This is a genomic window from Aurantimonas sp., from assembly GCF_964217435.1.
GTDB lineage: Bacteria > Pseudomonadota > Alphaproteobacteria > Rhizobiales > Rhizobiaceae > Aurantimonas > Aurantimonas coralicida.
On record NZ_CAXPJM010000012.1, the window covers coordinates 39948 to 58594 of the forward strand.

15 protein-coding genes and 1 other RNA gene are annotated in these 18647 nt (G+C 68.4%); 7 read left to right on the forward strand and 9 right to left on the reverse strand.

Features of this window, described 5'->3' with window-relative positions:
- Window positions 1-13: 13 nt before the first annotated feature.
- Window positions 14-808: a thymidylate synthase gene (locus ACEQX1_RS06385; RefSeq protein ID WP_370193238.1), complete on the reverse strand. Its 795-nt coding sequence runs from the start codon at window positions 806-808 to the stop codon at window positions 14-16.
- 80 nt (window positions 809-888) lie between these two features.
- Entirely contained in the window at window positions 889-1191 is a 303-nt protein-coding gene (locus tag ACEQX1_RS06390) for a DUF2853 family protein (protein WP_370193236.1), read from the reverse strand.
- A gap of 76 nt (window positions 1192-1267) precedes the next feature.
- On the opposite strand from ACEQX1_RS06390, the gene ssrA reads away from it, so the two are divergent.
- The 4 genes from ssrA to ACEQX1_RS06410 all read left to right on the forward strand — a co-directional run bounded on the left by ssrA (window position 1268) and on the right by ACEQX1_RS06410 (window position 2742).
- Window positions 1268-1638, forward strand: a transfer-messenger RNA (tmRNA) gene (gene ssrA, locus ACEQX1_RS06395).
- 63 nt (window positions 1639-1701) lie between these two features.
- Window positions 1702-2271, forward strand: a complete 570-nt coding sequence (locus tag ACEQX1_RS06400; protein WP_370193234.1) for an SspB family protein — start codon at window positions 1702-1704, stop codon at window positions 2269-2271.
- A gap of 28 nt (window positions 2272-2299) precedes the next feature.
- Entirely contained in the window at window positions 2300-2524 is a 225-nt protein-coding gene (locus ACEQX1_RS06405; protein WP_370193232.1) for a DUF4169 family protein, read from the forward strand.
- Window positions 2521-2742, forward strand: coding sequence for a ribbon-helix-helix domain-containing protein (locus tag ACEQX1_RS06410; protein ID WP_370193230.1), 222 nt, complete (start codon window positions 2521-2523; stop codon window positions 2740-2742). Before ACEQX1_RS06405 ends, ACEQX1_RS06410 begins: the two co-directional genes overlap by 4 nt.
- Before the next feature lie 81 nt (window positions 2743-2823).
- Here the strand turns inward: ACEQX1_RS06410 and ACEQX1_RS06415 are convergent, their stop codons facing one another.
- Both ACEQX1_RS06415 and ACEQX1_RS06420 read right to left on the reverse strand, forming a co-directional pair.
- Complete coding sequence (locus ACEQX1_RS06415; RefSeq protein WP_370196627.1) at window positions 2824-6795, reverse strand: AsmA-like C-terminal region-containing protein; 3972 nt, start codon at window positions 6793-6795, stop codon at window positions 2824-2826.
- A 140-nt stretch (window positions 6796-6935) separates the two neighbouring features.
- A complete protein-coding gene (locus tag ACEQX1_RS06420) occupies window positions 6936-8345 on the reverse strand; it encodes an FAD-binding oxidoreductase (protein WP_370196628.1) in 1410 nt (469 codons plus the stop codon).
- Between the two features lie 157 nt (window positions 8346-8502).
- Between ACEQX1_RS06420 and ACEQX1_RS06425 the strand changes: the two genes are divergently transcribed.
- Both ACEQX1_RS06425 and ACEQX1_RS06430 read left to right on the forward strand, forming a co-directional pair.
- On the forward strand, window positions 8503-8994 hold the full coding sequence (locus ACEQX1_RS06425; RefSeq protein ID WP_228238600.1) for a thioesterase family protein: 492 nt from the start codon (window positions 8503-8505) through the stop codon (window positions 8992-8994).
- Between the two features lie 156 nt (window positions 8995-9150).
- The gene (locus ACEQX1_RS06430; RefSeq protein WP_370195981.1) at window positions 9151-10278 is read left to right on the forward strand and encodes a diguanylate cyclase; all 1128 of its coding nucleotides are present in this window, start codon (window positions 9151-9153) and stop codon (window positions 10276-10278) included.
- 165 nt (window positions 10279-10443) lie between these two features.
- Here ACEQX1_RS06430 and ACEQX1_RS06435 read toward each other — a convergent pair whose 3' ends face one another.
- From ACEQX1_RS06435 to ACEQX1_RS06450, 4 genes are all read right to left on the reverse strand, one after another.
- Window positions 10444-12156, reverse strand: a complete 1713-nt coding sequence (locus ACEQX1_RS06435) for a PQQ-dependent sugar dehydrogenase (RefSeq protein ID WP_370195975.1) — start codon at window positions 12154-12156, stop codon at window positions 10444-10446.
- Window positions 12149-12613, reverse strand: a complete 465-nt coding sequence (locus ACEQX1_RS06440) for a DUF2231 domain-containing protein (RefSeq protein WP_009209083.1) — start codon at window positions 12611-12613, stop codon at window positions 12149-12151. The genes ACEQX1_RS06435 and ACEQX1_RS06440 overlap by 8 nt, the downstream gene beginning before the upstream one ends.
- Before the next feature lie 205 nt (window positions 12614-12818).
- Window positions 12819-14630, reverse strand: coding sequence for a chloride channel protein (locus ACEQX1_RS06445; RefSeq protein WP_370195974.1), 1812 nt, complete (start codon window positions 14628-14630; stop codon window positions 12819-12821).
- 128 nt (window positions 14631-14758) lie between these two features.
- Window positions 14759-15373, reverse strand: coding sequence for a cupin domain-containing protein (locus ACEQX1_RS06450; RefSeq protein WP_370195973.1), 615 nt, complete (start codon window positions 15371-15373; stop codon window positions 14759-14761).
- Between ACEQX1_RS06450 and ACEQX1_RS06455 the strand changes: the two genes are divergently transcribed.
- Window positions 15372-16445 carry a serine/threonine protein kinase gene (locus ACEQX1_RS06455; protein ID WP_370196629.1) on the forward strand — a complete coding sequence of 358 codons (1074 nt, stop codon included), beginning with the start codon at window positions 15372-15374 and terminating at the stop codon, window positions 16443-16445. The genes ACEQX1_RS06450 and ACEQX1_RS06455 overlap by 2 nt on opposite strands.
- Before the next feature lie 1017 nt (window positions 16446-17462).
- Here the strand turns inward: ACEQX1_RS06455 and ACEQX1_RS06460 are convergent.
- Window positions 17463-18632, reverse strand: a complete 1170-nt coding sequence (locus ACEQX1_RS06460) for an NAD(P)/FAD-dependent oxidoreductase (protein WP_370196630.1) — start codon at window positions 18630-18632, stop codon at window positions 17463-17465.
- Window positions 18633-18647: the final 15 nt, after the last annotated feature.

Consider the following 18647-nt stretch of genomic DNA (forward strand, 5'->3'; position numbering starts at 1 on the left):
CCGTCGTCGCGCATCAGACCGCCACCTTGGCCTTGATATGCGGGTGCGCCTCGTAGCCTTCCAGCGCGATGTCGTCGAAGCCGAAGGCGAAGAGATCGTCGATCGCCGGATTGAGCGTCAGCGTCGGTAGCGGCAGCGGCGTGCGGGTGAGCTGCAGCTGCGCCTGTTCAACGTGGTTGCTGTAGAGATGCGCGTCGCCGAGCGTATGGACGAAGTCGCCCGGCTTCAGGCCGGTCGCCTGCGCGACCATCGCCGTCAAGAGCGCATAGGAGGCGATGTTGAACGGCACGCCCAGGAAGATGTCGGCCGAGCGCTGGTAGAGCTGGCAGGACAGGCGTCCGTTGGCGACGTAAAACTGGAACAGGCAATGGCAGGGCGGCAGCGCCATCTCGTCGACCAGCGCCGGGTTCCAGGCCGACACCACCAGCCGGCGCGATTGCGGCGTGCGGCGGATCGCCTCCACCACCTTCGCGATCTGGTCGATATGGCCGCCGTCATAATCGGGCCAGGAGCGCCACTGGGCGCCATATACCGGACCGAGATCGCCGTTCTCGTCGGCCCACTCGTCCCAGATTCGCACGCCATTGGCCTTCAGATAGGCGATGTTGGTGTCGCCCTTCAGGAACCACAGCAATTCGTGGACGACCGACTTCCAGTGCAGCTTCTTCGTTGTCAGCATCGGGAAGCCGTCGGCGAGGTCGAACCGCATCTGATGGCCGAAGACCGAGCGGGTGCCGGTCCCCGTGCGGTCAGGCCGATCGGAACCGGTCTCCATGACTCTCGTCAGAAGATCCAGATACTGGCGCATGTCACATACCCTTCCGGGGCCGCAGCCAGCCGGTCGTTCGCTTGTTGGATGAGCCGCGCGGAGTGCCCGCGCCGGCTGGACTAGATGTCGGCGAGCTTTCCGAGCCGGTCGGCGGCGAGGTAATAGACCACCAGGCGGCTCTTCATGCGGTCGCCCTTCATCTGCTCGAGGACGCCGTCGATGGCCTCCCGCGCAGCTTCGGCCGAGACCGAACAGGCCTTCTGCACCCAGGCGGCCGCGCGCTCCACTTCCTTGGGGTCGCCGGCCGATACGGCCGCCGTGTCGCGCTTGCTGAGCACCAGCCGGAGGCGCTGCTCGAGCCGCTTCACGCGCTCCTCATCGGCGTCCGGCTGATATTCCTTGACCTTGGCGAGATAGTCCATGCGGGGCTCCTCGATGGCATGGCGGAATGCCTGCCCGCAGACTTTGTCCGATTCCCTGCGGTTTCGGAAGCGTCATGGGCTTTTCATGGCGGAATCCCCTGCCTATATTGCGCGTGCCGGCTTCGTGCCGGCTATGGCGATAAACGGCCGATGAAATAAACCTTTCGGACCCGGGGGCGGTACCCGGCGCCTCCACCTGAACCCATCCCCTCGCGGCGATCCCGCGGCGATGGGTTCAGGCGGGGGCGAAATAGGATCGACGAGGGTGTAAAGATCGGACTTTTGCTCGGCATGGTTCCGCCGTTATCGGGCCTATTTGTAGTTGCAAACGACAACTATGCGGAAGCACGTCTCGCAGCGTAAGCTGCGCGATCGCTTCAATTCAAGCCCTGGAGGTTCGCACTTCTAGGCGGGGTCCGGAGGCACCTGGCAACAGAAGCCTCCACTATTACGAGATGGTCCGGGCGGCGCCCGCCACCATCATCAGGCATGCAGGATCGGGACACCGCAATGGGCCAGGATCATATCCGTTACGATGTTCTCGCACAGGACGCCCTGCGTGGCGTCATTCGCAAGGTGATAGGCGAGGTCGTGAAGACCGGCCTTCCCGGCGACCACCATTTCTTCATCACATTCCTGACGACGGCCCCCGGCGTGCGGATTTCCTCGCGGCTGCGCGAGAAATATCCGGAGCTGATGACCATCGTCATCCAGCACCAGTACTGGGACCTGCAGGTCACCGACACCTCCTTCGAGGTCGGCCTGTCCTTCTCCGACATTCCCGAGCGCCTGCTGATCCCCTTCGCGGCGATCCGCGGCTTCTACGATCCGGCGGTGAATTTCGAGCTGGAGTTCGACGTGCGCGGCATGGATGCGGCCAACGAGCAGTCCGAGGGCGCCGATGACGGCGACGCGGACGAGATCGAGACCGCCTCCCCGCCGGCGCAGATCCTGACGCCGACGAAGCTTCAGGCCAAGGAAAAGGTAGCGGCCGCCCCGGCCTCGGACGACGCATCCGAGCCAGAGGAAAAGAAGGACGCCGAAGTCGTGTCCCTCGACGCGTTCCGCAAGAAACCCTGATATCTGCCGGCACCGCCGGATCCCGCCCATGGCCGACATCATCAATCTCCGCACCGCCCGCAAGCGCAAGGCGCGCGCGGCGGATGCGCGGGTGGCCGAGGACAATCGCGTGCGCCACGGCACGCCGAAGGCCGTCCGGCAGGTGGCCGAGGCCGAGCGGAGCGACGCGGCCCGCAAGCTGGATGGGCTGAAACGCGAGCGCCGGGATGACCCGGACGCCGGCATGGACGATCCCTCCGGCGATCCCGCATGATCGTCAAACGCTCGGTCGCCATCAGCGGCCACGCCACCTCGATCAGCGTCGAGGATCGCTTCTGGGACGAGTTGCGGCGCATTGCCGGCCGCCGCGACCTGCCGATCGCCGCGATGATCGCCGAGATCGATGCCGCCCGCGATCCGGCCAGCAATCTGTCATCCGCCATCCGCCTCTTCGTGCTGGACGACGCCCTCGCCCATCGCGCAAGCGACTGAGCCACGCGTCGATCGACGCCACCTCCGGTTTCTCGTGCTTCTGCAGGCCCGTCGCGGGGGCCACTCTGGCTGCGATGAAGCCTAGAATTCCAGGGGATTGGCAACGCCGGGCAGCGACGGGAACCGGCTGCTGTCTCCCGGCGGCGCTTCCGGGATCGGGCGGCTGAAATTGACGCCGGGCGGCAGCGTGGAGTCCGGTTCCGTGGGCGCCTCGGGTGCGGTCGGCGGTGCCGCTCGCTGCTGGCGGGCCTGCGCGGCAGCGCGTCCGCGCTGTTCCTCCGCCCCCTGCTGCTGTCGTTGCGCATCCTGGCGGCGCTGTTCTTCGGCCGCCGCCGCCTCGCGCCGACGTGCCTCGGCAGCTTCCGCTTCCGCCGCCGCTGCCTGCGCGGCTTCCGCCTCCGCGGCGGCCTTCGCCGCGGCCTCGGCGTCCCGGCGGGCCCTTTCGGCCTCTTCTTCGGCAGCCCGGCGCTCGGCCGCGATGCGAGCGGCTTCCGCCTCGCGCCAGCGATAGAACCGCGTCTCGCGCCGCAGCCGTAGCGTCTCCTGCAGATTTTCCTGCATCGCCTCGACCCGCGCCTGCTCGCGCTCCAGCGCCCGCACCGAGAGGTAATTGGCCAGCGGCGCGACATTGGCGGTCAGGCGCGGCGCGGCCAGCGGACCGGCGACATCGTAGCTGACGCTCGGGTCCGCCCCCTCCACCCAGTCGTCGCCGGGCGCTGCCTCCAGCCGCAATTCCCCGTCCACGATCGCTTCGCCGAGATCGACGCTGCCATTCATGGTCAGCGTCGCGCCGTCGTCGCGCGCCGTCACCGGCGAGAACCGCACCCGGCCCGCGGTCACGGCGAAATCCGACGCCGCTTCGGCGATGGCGAAACCGGCCCCGCCGCTGACCATCGCAAGGGCCGCCTGCGTATCGGTATCGGGGCTGAACCCTTCCTGATCGGCGACGGCGAGCAGTGGCGACAAGAATTCCTGGGGAATGCCCGGCAGGACCAGGTCGCGCGCCTCCACGCGGCCGGCGCCGGTGAGGCCCGACACCAGGGCGGCATAGGACTGGCCGGTGCCCTCCAGCCGGATCGTGGCATCCATCCGCGGGTCGGCCTCGAAGGCCGCAAGCGCCGGCCAGACGCTGTCGAGCGCGAAACCTTCGGTGGCGACATCGAGGGTAACGCGGCCGAGACCGTCGGCATTGCGCAGGGCGAAGGTTCCCGCCAGCGTGCCACCCGGCAGGGTCAGGCTCGCATCTGAGAACGCCGCCTCCCCGGCCCCGCCCGACATCGTCGCCGAGAAATCCGTGAAGGTATGGTCGCCGGCAAGGACATTGTCGGCCGTCATCCGCAGCGAGAACGGCAGCGAGGGCATCAGGCTGTCGCGGAAGGCCTCGGTCGGCCACGCGTCGCCGCCGAGCCCCTTGGTCACCGGCCGGCCGAAGACGAGATGCGCGATCCAGGGCAGCGACAGGCGGTCGAGATCGACATGGCCCGTCACCTCCTCGTCGACGGCCTTGTCGAGACTGGCCGCAATGCGGGTGCCGGCGACCTCGCCGGAGAGATCGTTGAGGCTCCAGTGGCCACCGTCATAGACGAGGGCGCCGTTGAGTTGCAGCGGCACCGCGTCCAGCGACTGGCCGAGATCGATCGCGCCGGTCAGGAGCCACGGCGCCGCGTCCTCGCTGCGCAGATAGGCCGAGATCTCCGCCCCGGAGATGCCCTCCGGCGTGACCTCCAGCAGACCGTCGAGGCTGACCTCGCTGCCCGGCGCGCGCAGCGTCGCAGTGGTCACGACCGGGCCGGTTTCGGCCGCCGAAAGCGACAGTTCCGCCTCCAGCGGCGCCGGCGCGCCGATGTCGATGGCCGGAATGCCGAGCTGCGACAGGAGCACCGTCGGCGCATCGTTCTCGAGCCGCAGGTCAAGGCCGAACCGGCCGCTCTCCGTGCGCGCATAAAGGCCATTCTCGATGGACGAGGACAGGTCGATCTTGCTGCCGGCAGCGGTGCCGTCGAGCCGCACGAACAGCGTCGGCTTCTTGCCGGTCTCGCCCTCCAGCGTCTCGACCTCGCCCGACAGGGCCAGCGGCGCCAGATGCGCGGCCTGGCTGTCCAGCGTCTTCAGCAGCGGCACGTCGGGGAAGCGTTTCAGGAGGAAATCGAAGAAGCGCTGCGGCGCATCCGACTGCAGCGACACTGCCAGACGGCCCTGCGCCTCGCCGGCAAGGTCCGACAACTCGCCCGAGGCGTTGATCGTCGCGCCCGACAGCCCCTCGACCGCGAAGGTGGCGATGGCCAGCGTATCGCCGTCGAAGCTCACATCGGCATCGATCCGGTCGGCTGACGCGTCGCGCAGATTCACCGGACCGGCGGTCAGCGCCACGTCGAAGCGGTCGGCATTGGCCAGCGAATCGGCATTGCCGGTGAAGAGTTGCGACAATGCCATGAAGGCGTCGAGATCGACCGCCTTGCCGTCGAGGTCGGCGGTGATCCGAGTGTGGTCGTCCGCGCGCGCGCGTTCCAGCGAGCCGGTGATCCGGTCGCCGCCGACATCGATCTCCATCTCGGTGAAGGCCTGCCGCTCGGCGCTCAGCTCGGCCTTTGCGGACAGTCCGGCCCGGCCCAGCCGGCGGATGGCGGGGTCGATCTCGCCGGTCAGCCAGTCGGCAAAGCCCGAGGGCTGGTTGGAGGCCAGCAGCAGATCGCCCGTGAAGCCGAAGCTCTCGTCCAGATCGACGAGGCCGGTGGCTTCCAGCCGGGTCCGCCCCGGAAGCTGTGCGATCAGCCGCGACAGCGACCAGCCGGTCTCGGTCGGGCTCGCCGCCAGGGTCGCATCGCGGATCATCGTGTCGCCGGCCATGATGACCGGCAGCGAGATTTCCACCGTGCCCGGGATCGTCGGCCGCGGGATTTCGGCAAGGACCGCGCGCATCGCCTCGACCCGTTCGGCAAGCCCGAGAACCTGCGAAGCGTCGCCATTCTCCTCGGCGGCGATCCGGTCCACGTCGATCTGCTCGCCTTCGAGATTCAGGAGGAATTTCGGGATGCCGGCAAAATCGAAACGGCCCTCGCCGGTCAGGAGATAGGGGCGGGTCGCCTCGCCGGCCTGAACGCGGATGTCGCTGACCTCAGCCGCCGTCGGCGACAGGACGATCGCACCGACCGCCTTCACCGGCATCACGGCGGGCTGCTCGGACGCGGCTTCACCGGCCGCCTCAGGCGCTGCCGGCGCGAACGGATCGCGCGCCGCGAGTTCTTCCGCCGTGGCCGAGGCCGGCGGCAGCGGACGGGTCACCGCAATGGAGCCGGCGAAGCCCGGACGGCCGCCCTTCAGACTGGCGCTGCCATCCAGCGTCAGCGAGGTCGCCAGCGTCTCGTTCGCCGTCTCGATGCGCACCGGCAGGTCGCCGCCTTCCTGCAGCGTGCCGATGCCGACCGAAAAGGCGATGACCTCGCCGCCGACCACGATGCTGCCGCGCCCGTCCACCGGACCGGCCAGCGAGCCTGCCGAGAGGGTCGCGTTGAGATCTTCCAGCCGGTGGGTCCGACCGGTCAGACCGTTCTCGACCGTCACCGTGCCGTTCTCGACGGCGACATTCTCCAGGACCACCGTCGCGCCGCGCGGGATCGCCGGCCGCTCGACGACCCAGTCGATCGTGCCGTCCGCCAGCACAGGCACCCGGATGTCCGGCGTGTCGACGGTCATCGAGTAGATGCGGATTTCGCCGGACAGATACGGCGCCAGTTCGGCGTCCATGCGGAAGCGCGCGATGGTCAGGAGCGCCTCGCCGTCGTCGCCGAGCACCGTCACGTCGCCGAAGGTCACCGACGGGAACGGCAGCAGCCGCGCCTCGGCCTCGCCCTCGACCACCACCTTGCGGCCGAGAATCTGCGAGGCCTGACGCTCGAAATCCGTGCGATAGGCGGTCCAGTCGATGAAATACGGTGCGAACAACGCGCCGAGCAGCGCGAGAACGAGAAGTCCGCCGAGGAAGACGAAGGCTCTGACCAGTACGGGCTCCTTTTCCTGCTGTTCCTGAAGATGCCCGGTCGACAGGCCCGACAATGGCCGCCGCCGCTTGTCCGACGCTGATCCTAGAGGACGCGGGGGCGGCGCGAAACCGGCGCGGCGCCCGGCGACCGGTGGTCGAACCAATGCGCGCGGCGCAGCGCGCCCTCGCGCGCCCCAGGGCTATCCGTCTGAGATTACGGGAGGATCTTTCCGGGGTTCAAGATGTCGAGCGGGTCGAGCGCGCTCTTGATGGTCTTCATCACGTCGACAGCGCCGCCCAGTTCCTTGCGCAGATAGGAGCGCTTGCCCTGGCCGATGCCATGCTCGCCCGTGCAGGTGCCGTCCATGGCGACCGCCCGCTCGGCGAGTCGCGCCATGAAGGCCTCAGCGGCATCGATCTCGGCCTGCGATTCCATGTCGAGCAGCAGCGTGACGTGGAAATTGCCGTCACCGACATGGCCGACGATGGGCGCGACGAGACCGGCCGCGTCGATATCGGCCTGGGTTTCGGCGATGCAGTCGGCCAGCCGCGACACCGGCACGCAGACATCGGTAGCAATGCCCTTGGCGCCGGGCCGCAGCGCCAGCGCCGCCCAGTAGAACTGGTGGCGCGCCTTCCACAGCTGCGCCCGGTCCTCGGTGCGCGCCGCGCTCTTCAGCGGCCCGCCGCCATGCTCGTCGGCGATGGCCTCGAACATCTCGGCCTGTTCGGCGACAGAGCCCTGCGAGCCGTGAAACTCGACGAACAGCGACGGCTGCGGCTGCAGATCGAGCTGCGAATAGGCGATCGCCGCCTGCATCGACTGGGCGTCGAGCAGTTCGATCCGGGCGACGGGTATGCCGATCTGGATGGTCTGGATCACCGCGTCGCAGGCGCTGCGCACGTCCGGGAAGGGGCAGACGCCCGACAGGATCGTCTCGGGAATGCCGTAGAGCTTCAGATTGAGCTGGGTGATGATGCCGAGCGTGCCCTCCGAGCCGACCAGCAGCCGGGTCAGATCGTAGCCGGCGGAGGTCTTGCGGGCGCGGCGGGCGGTGCGGATCAGGCTGCCGTCGGCCATCACCGCGGTCAGGCCGATGACATTGTCGCGCATGGTGCCGTAGCGCACCGCATTGGTGCCGGAGGCGCGCGTCGCCGCCATGCCGCCGAGGCTGGCATTGGCGCCGGGATCGATGGGGAAGAACAGGCCGGTGTCGCGCAGATGCGCGTTCAGCGCCTCGCGGGTGACGCCCGGCTGGACAACGCAGTCGAGATCTTCGGGATGCACCGCCAGCACCTGGTCCATGCGCGACAGGTCGAGCGAGATGCCGCCCTGGGGCGCGTTGACGTGGCCTTCCAGCGACGAACCGGTTCCGAAGGCGACGATCGGTGTGCGGTATTCGGCGCAGATGCGCACGATCTCCTGCACTTCCTCCTCGCTCTCGGCGAAGGCGACCGCATCGGGCATCTGGTTCGGAATGTAGGTGGTCGAATGGGCATGCGCCCGGCGCACGTCCTCGCCGGTCACCAGCCGCTCGCCGAAGCGCTGCTTCAGCACCGCGACTGCCCCGGCGATCCCCTCGCGCCTTGCCGGCCGCTCGGCCAGAATATCCGCCAGCGCCATGTCGTTCTCCCTCTCCGTCCCTGCGCCGCCCCCCGGCAGCGCCTGCGCGGCCCTTGCCGCATTCCGTTTCGCCGCGTGCTGCGGCACCGTCAGCCGGTTTGACTTCCCGTGCCCCGCACGCTTTGCCTGACCCAGCGCCATCTTGCCAGGAGCCACCATGACGTCGCCGACCGCGTTGCCCTATCGTTCAGGATTGATGGCCGTCCGCCCGGAATGGATCGACTATAACGGGCATCTGAACCTTGCCTATTACCATGTCCTTTTCGACAAGGGGATCGACGGCCTGTTCGACTCGATCGGCCTCGGCGAGACCTATCGTGCCGAACGCGGTTACACCACCTACACGGCGGAAGCCCATGTCTGCTACCTGCGCGAAGTGCCGCCGCAGGCGGAAGTCTACGTGACCTCGCAGATCGTCGGGCTCGACGAGAAGCGGCTGCACATCTTCCAGGAACTGCACCACTCCGACGGCTGGGCCGCCGCAACGCTGGAAAGCCTGAGCCTGTCGATCGACCAGCGCGGCGAGACGCCGAAGGTGGCGCCCTTCCCCGCCGAGACCTTCGCCCGCGTCTCGGCCGCCGCCGCCGCCCATGCCGAACTCGCCCGGCCCGAGCGCCTCGGCCGGTCGATCGGAATGCCGCGCCGCTGACGCGGAGCCTTCCGCGCAACGTCCTGAGGCTCCCAACAGCACCCTGACCGTCCTCACACAATCCGGCAGATCGTTAACCCGTGATGCTTATGATTGCCGCCGGGGACAAGGCGGAGGGGCTGCGCCACGATGGACGTGACGGTAACGTTGAGCGCAGTGAATATCGTCGTTTTCGGCGGTCTTTCGGTGTTGTGCGCGGCGATCTATGCCGGGATGCGGACCGAGCCGGCGCTGGCCTGGCTGGCCGCCGCGCTGCTCATCGGCAGCGTCGAAGTCCTGGTCCTCAGCCAGTTGCAGAGTTCCAACGCCGAACTCGTTGCCATTACCCTGCTTCTGCCGGCCGCCTATCTGTGCGTCGGCCAGTCGATCCGGCTGACCACGCGCAGCGCGCAGCGGCATGGCGCGCTGATCGGCACGGTCGCCGGCCTCGCCGCGATGTCGCTGGTGCTGCTGGCATTCGAGGTGCCCTTCATCTACCAGACCCTGCCGCTGCAGACCGCCTGCGCGCTGGCCATCCTCGACAGCGTCTGGCGCCTTGCCAAAGCCGAAGAGCGGAGCTGGCTCGATACGGCGCTGGCGATCGCGCTCTGCCTCGTGTCGGGCATCTTCCTCGTTCGCCTGCCACTGTTTCCCATGCTCTTCGATGGCACGGCCAGCTACCATGCGGTGAAGACCTCCGGCCTCGAGACCACCCTCCTGACGCTGTCGGGCCTAGTCACGCCGCTGGTGGTCTTCCTGCTGCTCGCCCGCATCATCAGCGGCGTCATCGCCGACTACCGACGCAGGTCGGAGCGCGACGCCATGACCGGGCTGCTCAATCGTCGCGGCTTCGACCAGTCGCTGACCCGTACGCTGAAGCGTGGCGGCGCCGTGGTCCTGTGCGACATCGACCATTTCAAGCAGGTCAACGACAGCTACGGCCATGCGGTGGGCGACACGATCATCCGGGCCTTCGGCGAGCTGATCGGGCGCAGCGGCTACCGGGCCGGCCGCATCGGCGGCGAGGAATTCGCGCTGATCCTGCCGGATTGCAGCGCGCGGCAGGCGGCACGGGTGGCCGAGACACTGCGGCTGACTTTCTACCGCACCGAGCACGAGGCGCTGGCCACCGGCCACCGGATCAGCGCCAGCTTCGGCATTGCCGGCTTTGCCCCCGCCGACACGATGGACGCCGTGCTGCTCGCGGCGGATCGCGCCCTCTACCGGGCCAAGGACAACGGCCGCAACCGCGTCGTCATCTCTGCCCCGTCCGAGACCGCAGCCGAACTTCGCCACGCGGCCTGATCGCAGCCGAGCGCATTTCTGCAGTTCGTCCATCGGATTCAGAGCGCCGCGTAACCGACGGGTGCGACTCTCACTTTCCCGAACGCCCCATGCACATGAAAACGGCGCCCGGTGAGACCGGACGCCGTCGTCTTGAGATCGAACGCGCTGGGAAGTGCGGAAACGCTACTGCTGCGGTTCCGGCGCCTGCTCGACCGAACCGCTCGGCTGGACGGCCGGCGCGATCTCGGTCTGTGCCGGGCGCGGCGCCGTGTCGGCCTCGGTCTCCGCAGGTGCGTCACCTGCCGGCTCGTCCGTGGCCGCCGAACCTGCGTCGTCGGCCGGAGCCGGCGCGGTCTCGGCGTCGGGGGTTGCCGGGGCCGTGCCGGCGTCGGTCGGCGCTGCCGGCGTGGCAGCATCCTCGCCCGCAGCCGCTGGCGTCTCTGCGGGCGCTGCGGCGTCCGCACCGGCATCGGGCGCAGCCGCAGCGTCACCCTCTGCAGGCGCGGCGGCACTGCCGGCGATCTGATCCGTCCCGACCGGCTGGTCGGAGACGGTGCCGTCGGCCGCCGCGACGCGCCAGACCGTGTTGCCGGAATCGTCGGCCACGAGCAGCGCGCCCGTGCCGTCGATCCCGACACCGACCGGACGTCCCCGGGCCTGGTCACCGTCGAGGAAGCCGGTCACCACGTCCTGTGCCATGCCGTCCGGCCTGCCATCGGTGAACGGGACATAGACCACCTTGTAGCCGTTGAAGTTGCTGCGGTTCCAGCTTCCATGCTCGCCGATGAAGGCGCCATTGGCATAGGCTTCCGGCAGGGCGGAGTTGTTGGTGAAGGTCAGGCCGAGCGCCGCGACGTGGCTCGACAGCGCATAATCGGGAGCGATCGCCTTCTCGACCATGTCCGGCCGCGGGGGATAGACGCGCTCGTCCACATGGTCGCCGTAATAGCTGTAGGGCCAGCCATAGAAGGCGTCCTCCTTCACCGAGGTCATGTAGTCCGGTACGAGGTTGGGCCCGAGCTCGTCGCGCTCGTTGATGACCGCCCAGAGCTCGCCCGTATCCGGCTGGAACGCCAGGCCGTTGGGGTTGCGCAGGCCGGAGGCGAAGACCTTGCTGGCCCCGGTCTCGCGGTCGATCTGCCAGATCGCGGCGCGGCCCTTCTCGGCTTCCATGCCGCGCTCGGCGGCGTTGGAGTTCGAGCCAACCGACGCGTAGAGCATCGTGCCGTCGGGGCTCAGCGCCAGATCCTTGGTCCAGTGATGGTTGATCGGCCCGCCCGGCAGCGGCGTCAGCACTGTCGGCTCGGCCGTCAGCTCGGTCTGGCCCAGCTCGTAGGGATAGCTGAGCACCGCATCGGCGGCGGCGACATACAGCGTGTCGTCGGCCCAGGCGACGCCGAAGGGCGAATGCAGGCCGGTCAGAAGGTCCGTGCGCTCGTCCACCGTGCCGTCGCGATCGGTGTCGCGCAGCAGGGTGATGAGGTTGCTCTCCTTCTGCGGGCCTGTGCTGCCGTGGGACAGCGACATGATCCAGCCGCGGATCACGTCCTTCGGCCGCTCCACCGGCTTGCCCGACGGGCCGCGCGACTGCACCACCAGGACGTCGCCATTCGGCAGCGTGTGGACCGTGCGCGGATTGGCGAGATCGGTGGCGTAGGGGGTGATCGTCAGGCCTTCGGGAACGGTCGGGGTCTGCCCCTCCTCCCAGCCGACGACCTCGGCCACCTTCAGATCGGGCAGCAGCGCGGTGCTCGGCTCCGGCAGGACCGGATCGGGGCCGATCTGGGACGACACGTCGAAATCGCCGCCCTCGTCGCTGCAGCCGGCGATCGCCAGCAGCACCATGGCACTGCCGCCGAGAATGGCGGTCCGGATGGATGGCTTGCGATTAATCATGGTTACGCACTCCGACACCGTACTGAAAGACCATCGAACGGCCGAGCCAGGCCGTGACGAAGATGAGGATCACGTTCACGGCCGACAGGGCGAGACCGTAGGGAACGATCGCCGTCCAGCCGTCACCGGCATGGACGAGACTGTTGAGGAAGCCGAGCGCGAGCACGAAGACCGTCCCGATCGCATAGGCCCAGGCGGGTGGCTGGGCCCGAAGGCGCGGCTGGGCGATGAAGTCGACGAGGCCGGCGAGCAGCGCGAAACCACCGAAGATCAGACCGGCGAACAGCAGCCAGGACGAGAAATTGTGCCACATCAGGTGACCGGTCTGCCAATAGGCGATGTCGGTCAGAAGGGTCAGGGTGAAACAGACGAAGGGAAACGGGATCAGCATCGCGTGGATCGGCTGTCCGCCGACCGTCGCGGTCACTGGAGGGTGCGGGAAATCCATGGAGAGCATCTCGATCTGTCAGGTGGTAAACCACTGACAATACGAGTGGGCTCGTGCTTGGTTCCAAGTCCGCGGCGCGAAGCCGGGTGGCGCAGGATTCCGGGCAGAACCACTGACGCCGAGAGCCTGCGCGGCAGGGCTTCACGCGCCCCCGCGACCACCCGGCATCAGGACGCGCCGGACCGTGCCGGCGGGCCCTCCCGATCCGCCTCGATCACCCGTAGTGGTTGCGCACCACCGCGTTGGCCAGTTCCTCGCGGCTGATGACGCCGGCGATGTCCTCGGGCCGCGGCACGCCGCGGGTCTCGCTGACGACGATGGCGTAGGAGCGATTGCGCCGGTTCATCCGGGTGATGACCGTATTCAGATTGTGAACCGTCGAGGCGAGGATGAACTCCGACGAGCCGATGTCGTCGAGGGTCTGGGTGGCGAAGCGATCGGCCCGGTAGGGAATCGTGCCGAAGCGCACGAAGCCGGTGATCCGGTTGCCATCGGTCAGGATCACCCGCGAGGTCTCGACGTCGATGCGCTTCAGCGCTTCCGAGACGGTCATGGCGCCGGGCAGGATCTCGAAGGTCTTCGACATCACCTCGGTGACCGGCTGCACCATGAACATGTTGGTGGTCCTGTCGGTCGGGATCGGCCGGCCGCGGTTGCGCAGCTTGATCGTGTAGATGTCGGCCAGGGTCAGCGAGCGCCGCACGCCGATGGCGATCGCCACGGCCAGCACCAGCGGCAGGATGATCTCGTAGTCGCGGGTCATCTCGAAGATCATCACGATGGCCGTCATCGCCGCGCTGGTGGCGCCGCCGACCATGGCGCCCATGCCGATGATCGCGAAAGTTTCCATGGTCAGGCCGGCGCCCGGCAGGATCGCGTTGCCGATCAGCCCGACCGCGCCGCCCAGAGCCGCGCCCATGAACAGGCTCGGCGAGAAGATGCCGCCCGACGCCCCGGCCCCGAGGCTGAGACAGGTGGCCACGAGCTTGCCGGCGAACAGCATGATCAGCACCGCGACGGTCATGTCGGCGCCGCTGATGATGTCCTGGATGGTCGCGTAGCCCACCGAATAGATGTGGTAGTGGCCGGTCCAGGAGAGGAACAGGTAGCCCATCACGCCGACGGCGGTCATGCCGATGACGTTCTGGACATAGGGGTTGAGGTTCGACTGCTCGAAGACGTCCTCGGACTTTGCCAGCAGCTTGACGAAGGCCCAGGCGGCAACGCCCATCACCGCGCCCAGGATCGCCGCCAGCAGCAGCTCTGCGCCGTTGACCGCAGCCCCCTCCGGCAGGCCGCCCAGCGGCACGATGAAGGCCGATTCGATGCCCATCGCCAGGCGGAAGACATAGGTCGAGGTCGCCGTCGCCACGACGACGGGCAGGAAGGTGCGGGCCGAGATTTCCGGCAGCAGCACTTCCGAGGCGAACAGCACCCCGCCGAGCGGCGTGTTGAAGGTTGCCGCGATGCCGGCGCCCGCCCCGGCCGACAGCAGCGTGATCTTCTGGTGGCGTACGAGGCCCAGCGCCCGGCCGAAGGTCGAGCCGAAGGACGAGCCGATCTGGATGATCGGCCCCTCGCGGCCGACCGAGGCGCCGGTGCCGATGGAGATCGCCGAGGCCAGCGACTTCACCACCGCGACGACGCCGCGCACGTTCCCGTTCTGGTGATAGATCGCATACATCACTTCCGGCACGCCGTGGCCCTTGGCCTCGGGCGCGAAGCTGCGCACCAGCCAGACGACGACCAGACCGCCGATCACCGGCACCAGAATGATGCCCATGCCCCACGGGCTCGGCGCGCCATAGGCGTTCGGCTCGAGATGCAGGCTGAGCTCGCCGTAGAAGGCCAGATTGTAGATGAAGGCGATCAGATACTTGAAGACGATCGCGCCGACGCCGGCGACGATGCCGACGACCAGCGCCAGCAACAGCATGGACGGCAGCGACACTTCCCGGTCCGGCGGCGCCTCCGCCTCCGGTGCGGGCGACGCAGCGGACGGGACGGACGGGCTATCGACGGACATGATCACGGGAACGCTGTTGGGATGGATCGGACAGGCTGTAAGTCGCCCTTCTATTCCACCCTCGCCCGGCGATTGAAAGGCTGCGGGCGAAAGATTCGCAGCTTCTCCACCAGGGCTGGGGTCGGCCCTCAGCCATGCCACGCCGCCAGACAGCCCGGCTGCGTGCCGGTCACGGGATCGCGCGGCGGCAGGGCCAGCGCCGCGATCTGTTTCCGTGCATCCGCCAGCTCGCGGTCGCCGGCGCGCAGGATGGTGCCGCTCTGGCCGGGCGGATAGGCGCCGACCACGGCGAAGTCGGGCGTCGCCGACAGGCGCCGATGCCCGACGCCGGCCGGGATCACCACCACGTCGCCCGGCCGCATCCGCGCCGTGATCCCGCCCGGCCCGCCGAAGCCGATTTCCGCTTCGCCGCCGACGCAGCCGAGCACCTCGTGGCCGTCGGCATGATAGTGCCAGTAGTCGAAGACCGTGTAGGTCCAGCAGCCCTGCCAGCCATGATCCAGAAAGCGTTCGGTCATTGCGGACGCGGTCGCGTCTTCCGCACCGACAGCCTCGCGCAACACAAGCAGTGGCAAGGAGCTGTTGGGAATATGGTCCCGCGCCGGGAACAGGTGGGTTTCGACTTCCATTTCGCCTCGCAAGGGTCGATAATTCCGCAAAGATCGGTCGCGCGTCCGGCGCCGCGCGATTGCGCTTGCTTGGCGGAAGCTAGGCGACATTCCTGCCCAGTCCACGAGATCCATGCCCCAGCATCGTCCCCCGCTTCCCGTTCTTGCCGCGCCCTTCGTTGTCGATACGGTACTCAAACGCGACGTCTTCGGCGAGATCGCCGCCGGTCACCTCGCCAATGCACCCGACACTCCGGTGACGCGTCGTCGTGTGGGCAGCGCCGCCCGGTGGGTCCGCCGCTTCGCCTGGCACCTTGCCGGGCGCGAGATCCGGGCGCTGCAGACGCTGGGTCCAGTCGCCGGGACCCCGACCCTTCTCGGCGTCGATTCCGAGGCGCTCTACCGGTCTTGGATCGAGGGCACGCCGCTGCACGTCGCCCGTCCGATCGGCAACACCGCCTATTTCCGCGACGCCAAGCGGCTGCTGCGTTCGCTGCACCGGGCCGGCATCACCCATAACGATCTCGCCAAGCCGCAGAACTGGCTGATGACCCCGGACGGCAAAGCGGCGCTGATCGACATGCAGCTCGCCACCTTCTTTCCGCGCCGCACGCGCCTGTTCCGGCTCCTGGCCCGCGAGGATCTGCGTCATCTCCTCAAGCACAAGCGCAGCTTCTGCCGCGAGGCGCTGACGGCGTCCGAAAAGCGCATGCTCGCCACCAAGAGCCTGCCGGCGCGGGTCTGGATGGCCACCTTCAAGCCGGTCTACAACATGGTCACCCGGGGCATCTTCAACTGGTCGGATGGCGAGGGCACGCGCGACCGGATGGACACCGACGGGGTGGCGATCAAGGCGCGGGTCGCCGCCGATCCCGCCATCGCGGGCTTCGCCCTCGTGCCCTATCCCTATCCGCGCCAGCGCGGCGTCGGCCTCTATCTCTTCGCCGAACCGGCACCGGGCACCGATGCGCCGGCGCTGGAGCAACGCCTGCGCGACGCGCCGCGTCCCCGTCCCGACCTCGTCCAAATGGTCGCGACCCTGCCCCGCGACACCAATGGCACCGTGCGCGAGGATCTGCTGCGGCTGGTGGCGATCAACCAGGTCGAACGCCTCGCCGCCGTCGCCGGCGACGACACCGCCCTCGCCATCACCCAGCGCATCGCCGAAGACCGCCGCAACTTCACCGACCGCCGCTTCAAGCGGTAGGGGCGCGATGGCGGGTGATGTGCGGGCGATAGCCGCAGGGTGAGCTGCCGTTTGGCGGGGGGCTTTCGGCAACGCTGCGGCAACGCGGAGGGCTTGGCATGGGTCCTCGGGTCAAGCCCGAGGATGACGCCCGTGTTTGAGGGCGCGATCATCCTGCAGCCCAGACGGCTCGCTCACGGTCGCGCGGGTCGCCCACCGGCGTCCGCGACTGGCTCCGCCCTTCCTCTCCGCGTCATCCTCGGGCTTGACCCGAGGACCCATGCCTCAGCGCCGACACCGCCGCGACGGTGACAGGCCGGCACCTTCGCCATAACCGCAGCGCATTGCGGAAGACCGCCGCGACTTCATCAAGCGTTAGCCGGGGCTATCGATACACGTGGCGATTGCCATGAGATGAGCCGCCGTTTGCAGGGCTGCTGTTCGGCAACGCCGCGGCGGCGCGGAGGGCTTGGCATGGGTCCTCGGGTCAAGCCCGAGGATGACGCCCGTCTTTGAGGGACGCGATCATCCTGCAACGCAGACAGCTCGTGTCGCGCGCGCTCGCTCGGTGTCGCGGGCGGCCTCTTACGGGTCCGCCGAACTCACGCGTCAGTGTTGCCCCTCGCCACCCTCGATGCGGCACAGCGACGGACGACATCTGGCGCGCCAGCGTCCGCGATTGGCCCCAGCCTTCCTCCCGGCGTCATCCTCGGGCTTGACCCGAGGACCCATGCCTCAGCGCCGACACCGCCGCGACGGTAACGACCGGCAACTTCGCCATAACGGCCAGCCGCATTGCGGCAGACCGCCGCAACTTCACCATCCGCTGCTTCAAGCGTTGGCGGGGCCTATCAATGCGGGTGGCGATTGCCATGAGATGAGCCGCCGTTTTGCGGAACCGCTGTTCGGCAACGTCGCGGCGGCGCGAAGGGTTTGGCATGGGTCCTCGGGTCAAGCCGAGGATGACGCCCGTGTTTGAGGGTTTGTACCACCACGTCGGCGTGTCACCACGCCACAGCATCGCGCGCCCGCCGCGCCTCATCCCAGCCGCGCGGCGATCGCCTTGCCGGCGGCGACGCCCGAGGCCCAGGCCCATTGGAAATTGTAGCCGCCGAGCCAGCCGGTGACGTCGACGGCCTCGCCGATAGCGTAGAGGCCGGGAACGTGCCGGGCTTCCATGGTTTTCGACGACAGTTCCGCCGTATCGATGCCGCCGGCGGTCACCTCGGCCTTGGCAAAGCCCTCGGTGCCGGTCGGGCGAAAGCGCAGGCGCGTCAGCGTGTCGGCGGCCAGATCCAGCTCGGCATCGGTGATGGCGCCCAGCGGCCGCGTCTCGCCGATGCGCTCGGCCAGGGCGTCGGCGAGACGGTTGGGCAGCCGCTCGGCGAGCGCCGCCTTCATGTGGGCGCGCGGCATGCGCCGCTTCGCCGCCCGCAGCATCTCGGCGGCATCCTTGACCAGGGTCAGCTCGATGGTCTCACCCGGCGACCAGTAGGAGGAGACCTGCAGGATCGCCGGGCCCGACAGGCCCTTGTGGGTGAACAGCGACGCCTCCTCGAAGGCGATGTCGCGCACCCGCGCGATGGTCGGGCAGGCGACGCCCGAAATCTCGCGGAACAGCATCTCGTCCTTGCCGAGCGTCAGCGGCACCAGCGCCGGGCGCGGGGTGACAAGCTTGAGGCCGAAGCGTTCGGCGATCTCGTAGGCCTTGCCGGTGGCGCCCATCTTCGGGATCGACGGCCCGCCCGTGGCGATGACCAGCGCCGGGGCGGATGCGCCGGCGACCCGGAAGCGACCGTCGGCATGGGCGATCTCGCCCACCGGCGTCGACAGGCGGATCTCGACGCCGCCCGCCCGGCATTCGGCCAGGAGCATGTCGACGATCTGCTTCGCCGATCCGTCGCAGAACAGCTGCCCAAGGGTCTTTTCATGCCAGGCGATGCCGTAGCGCTCGACCAGGGCGAGAAAGTCCCACTGGGTGTAGCGGCTGAGCGCCGACTTGGCGAAATGCGGGTTCTCCGACAGGTAGCAGTGCGGCTCGGTCTCGCGATTGGTGAAATTGCAGCGCCCGCCGCCGGAGATCAGGATCTTCTTTCCCGGCGCGTCGGCATGGTCGAGGACCAGGACGCGCGCCCCCGCCTGCCCGGCGGTCGCCGCCGCCAGAAGCCCGGCGCCGCCGGCACCCAGAATGATCGCGTCGTAATCCATCATCGCTCTTTGCGG

Coding starts and splice junctions, on each gene's coding strand:
- ACEQX1_RS06385 (WP_370193238.1), bottom strand. CDS start 808: ATGCGCCAGTATCTGGATCTTCTGACGAGAGTCATGGAGACCGGTTCC.
- ACEQX1_RS06390 (WP_370193236.1), bottom strand. CDS start 1,191: ATGGACTATCTCGCCAAGGTCAAGGAATATCAGCCGGACGCCGATGAG.
- ACEQX1_RS06400 (WP_370193234.1), top strand. CDS start 1,702: ATGGGCCAGGATCATATCCGTTACGATGTTCTCGCACAGGACGCCCTG.
- ACEQX1_RS06405 (WP_370193232.1), top strand. CDS start 2,300: ATGGCCGACATCATCAATCTCCGCACCGCCCGCAAGCGCAAGGCGCGC.
- ACEQX1_RS06410 (WP_370193230.1), top strand. CDS start 2,521: ATGATCGTCAAACGCTCGGTCGCCATCAGCGGCCACGCCACCTCGATC.
- ACEQX1_RS06420 (WP_370196628.1), bottom strand. CDS start 8,345: ATGGCGCTGGCGGATATTCTGGCCGAGCGGCCGGCAAGGCGCGAGGGG.
- ACEQX1_RS06425 (WP_228238600.1), top strand. CDS start 8,503: ATGACGTCGCCGACCGCGTTGCCCTATCGTTCAGGATTGATGGCCGTC.
- ACEQX1_RS06435 (WP_370195975.1), bottom strand. CDS start 12,156: ATGATTAATCGCAAGCCATCCATCCGGACCGCCATTCTCGGCGGCAGT.
- ACEQX1_RS06440 (WP_009209083.1), bottom strand. CDS start 12,613: ATGCTCTCCATGGATTTCCCGCACCCTCCAGTGACCGCGACGGTCGGC.
- ACEQX1_RS06445 (WP_370195974.1), bottom strand. CDS start 14,630: ATGTCCGTCGATAGCCCGTCCGTCCCGTCCGCTGCGTCGCCCGCACCG.
- ACEQX1_RS06455 (WP_370196629.1), top strand. CDS start 15,372: ATGCCCCAGCATCGTCCCCCGCTTCCCGTTCTTGCCGCGCCCTTCGTT.
- ACEQX1_RS06450 (WP_370195973.1), bottom strand. CDS start 15,373: ATGGATCTCGTGGACTGGGCAGGAATGTCGCCTAGCTTCCGCCAAGCA.
- ACEQX1_RS06460 (WP_370196630.1), bottom strand. CDS start 18,632: ATGGATTACGACGCGATCATTCTGGGTGCCGGCGGCGCCGGGCTTCTG.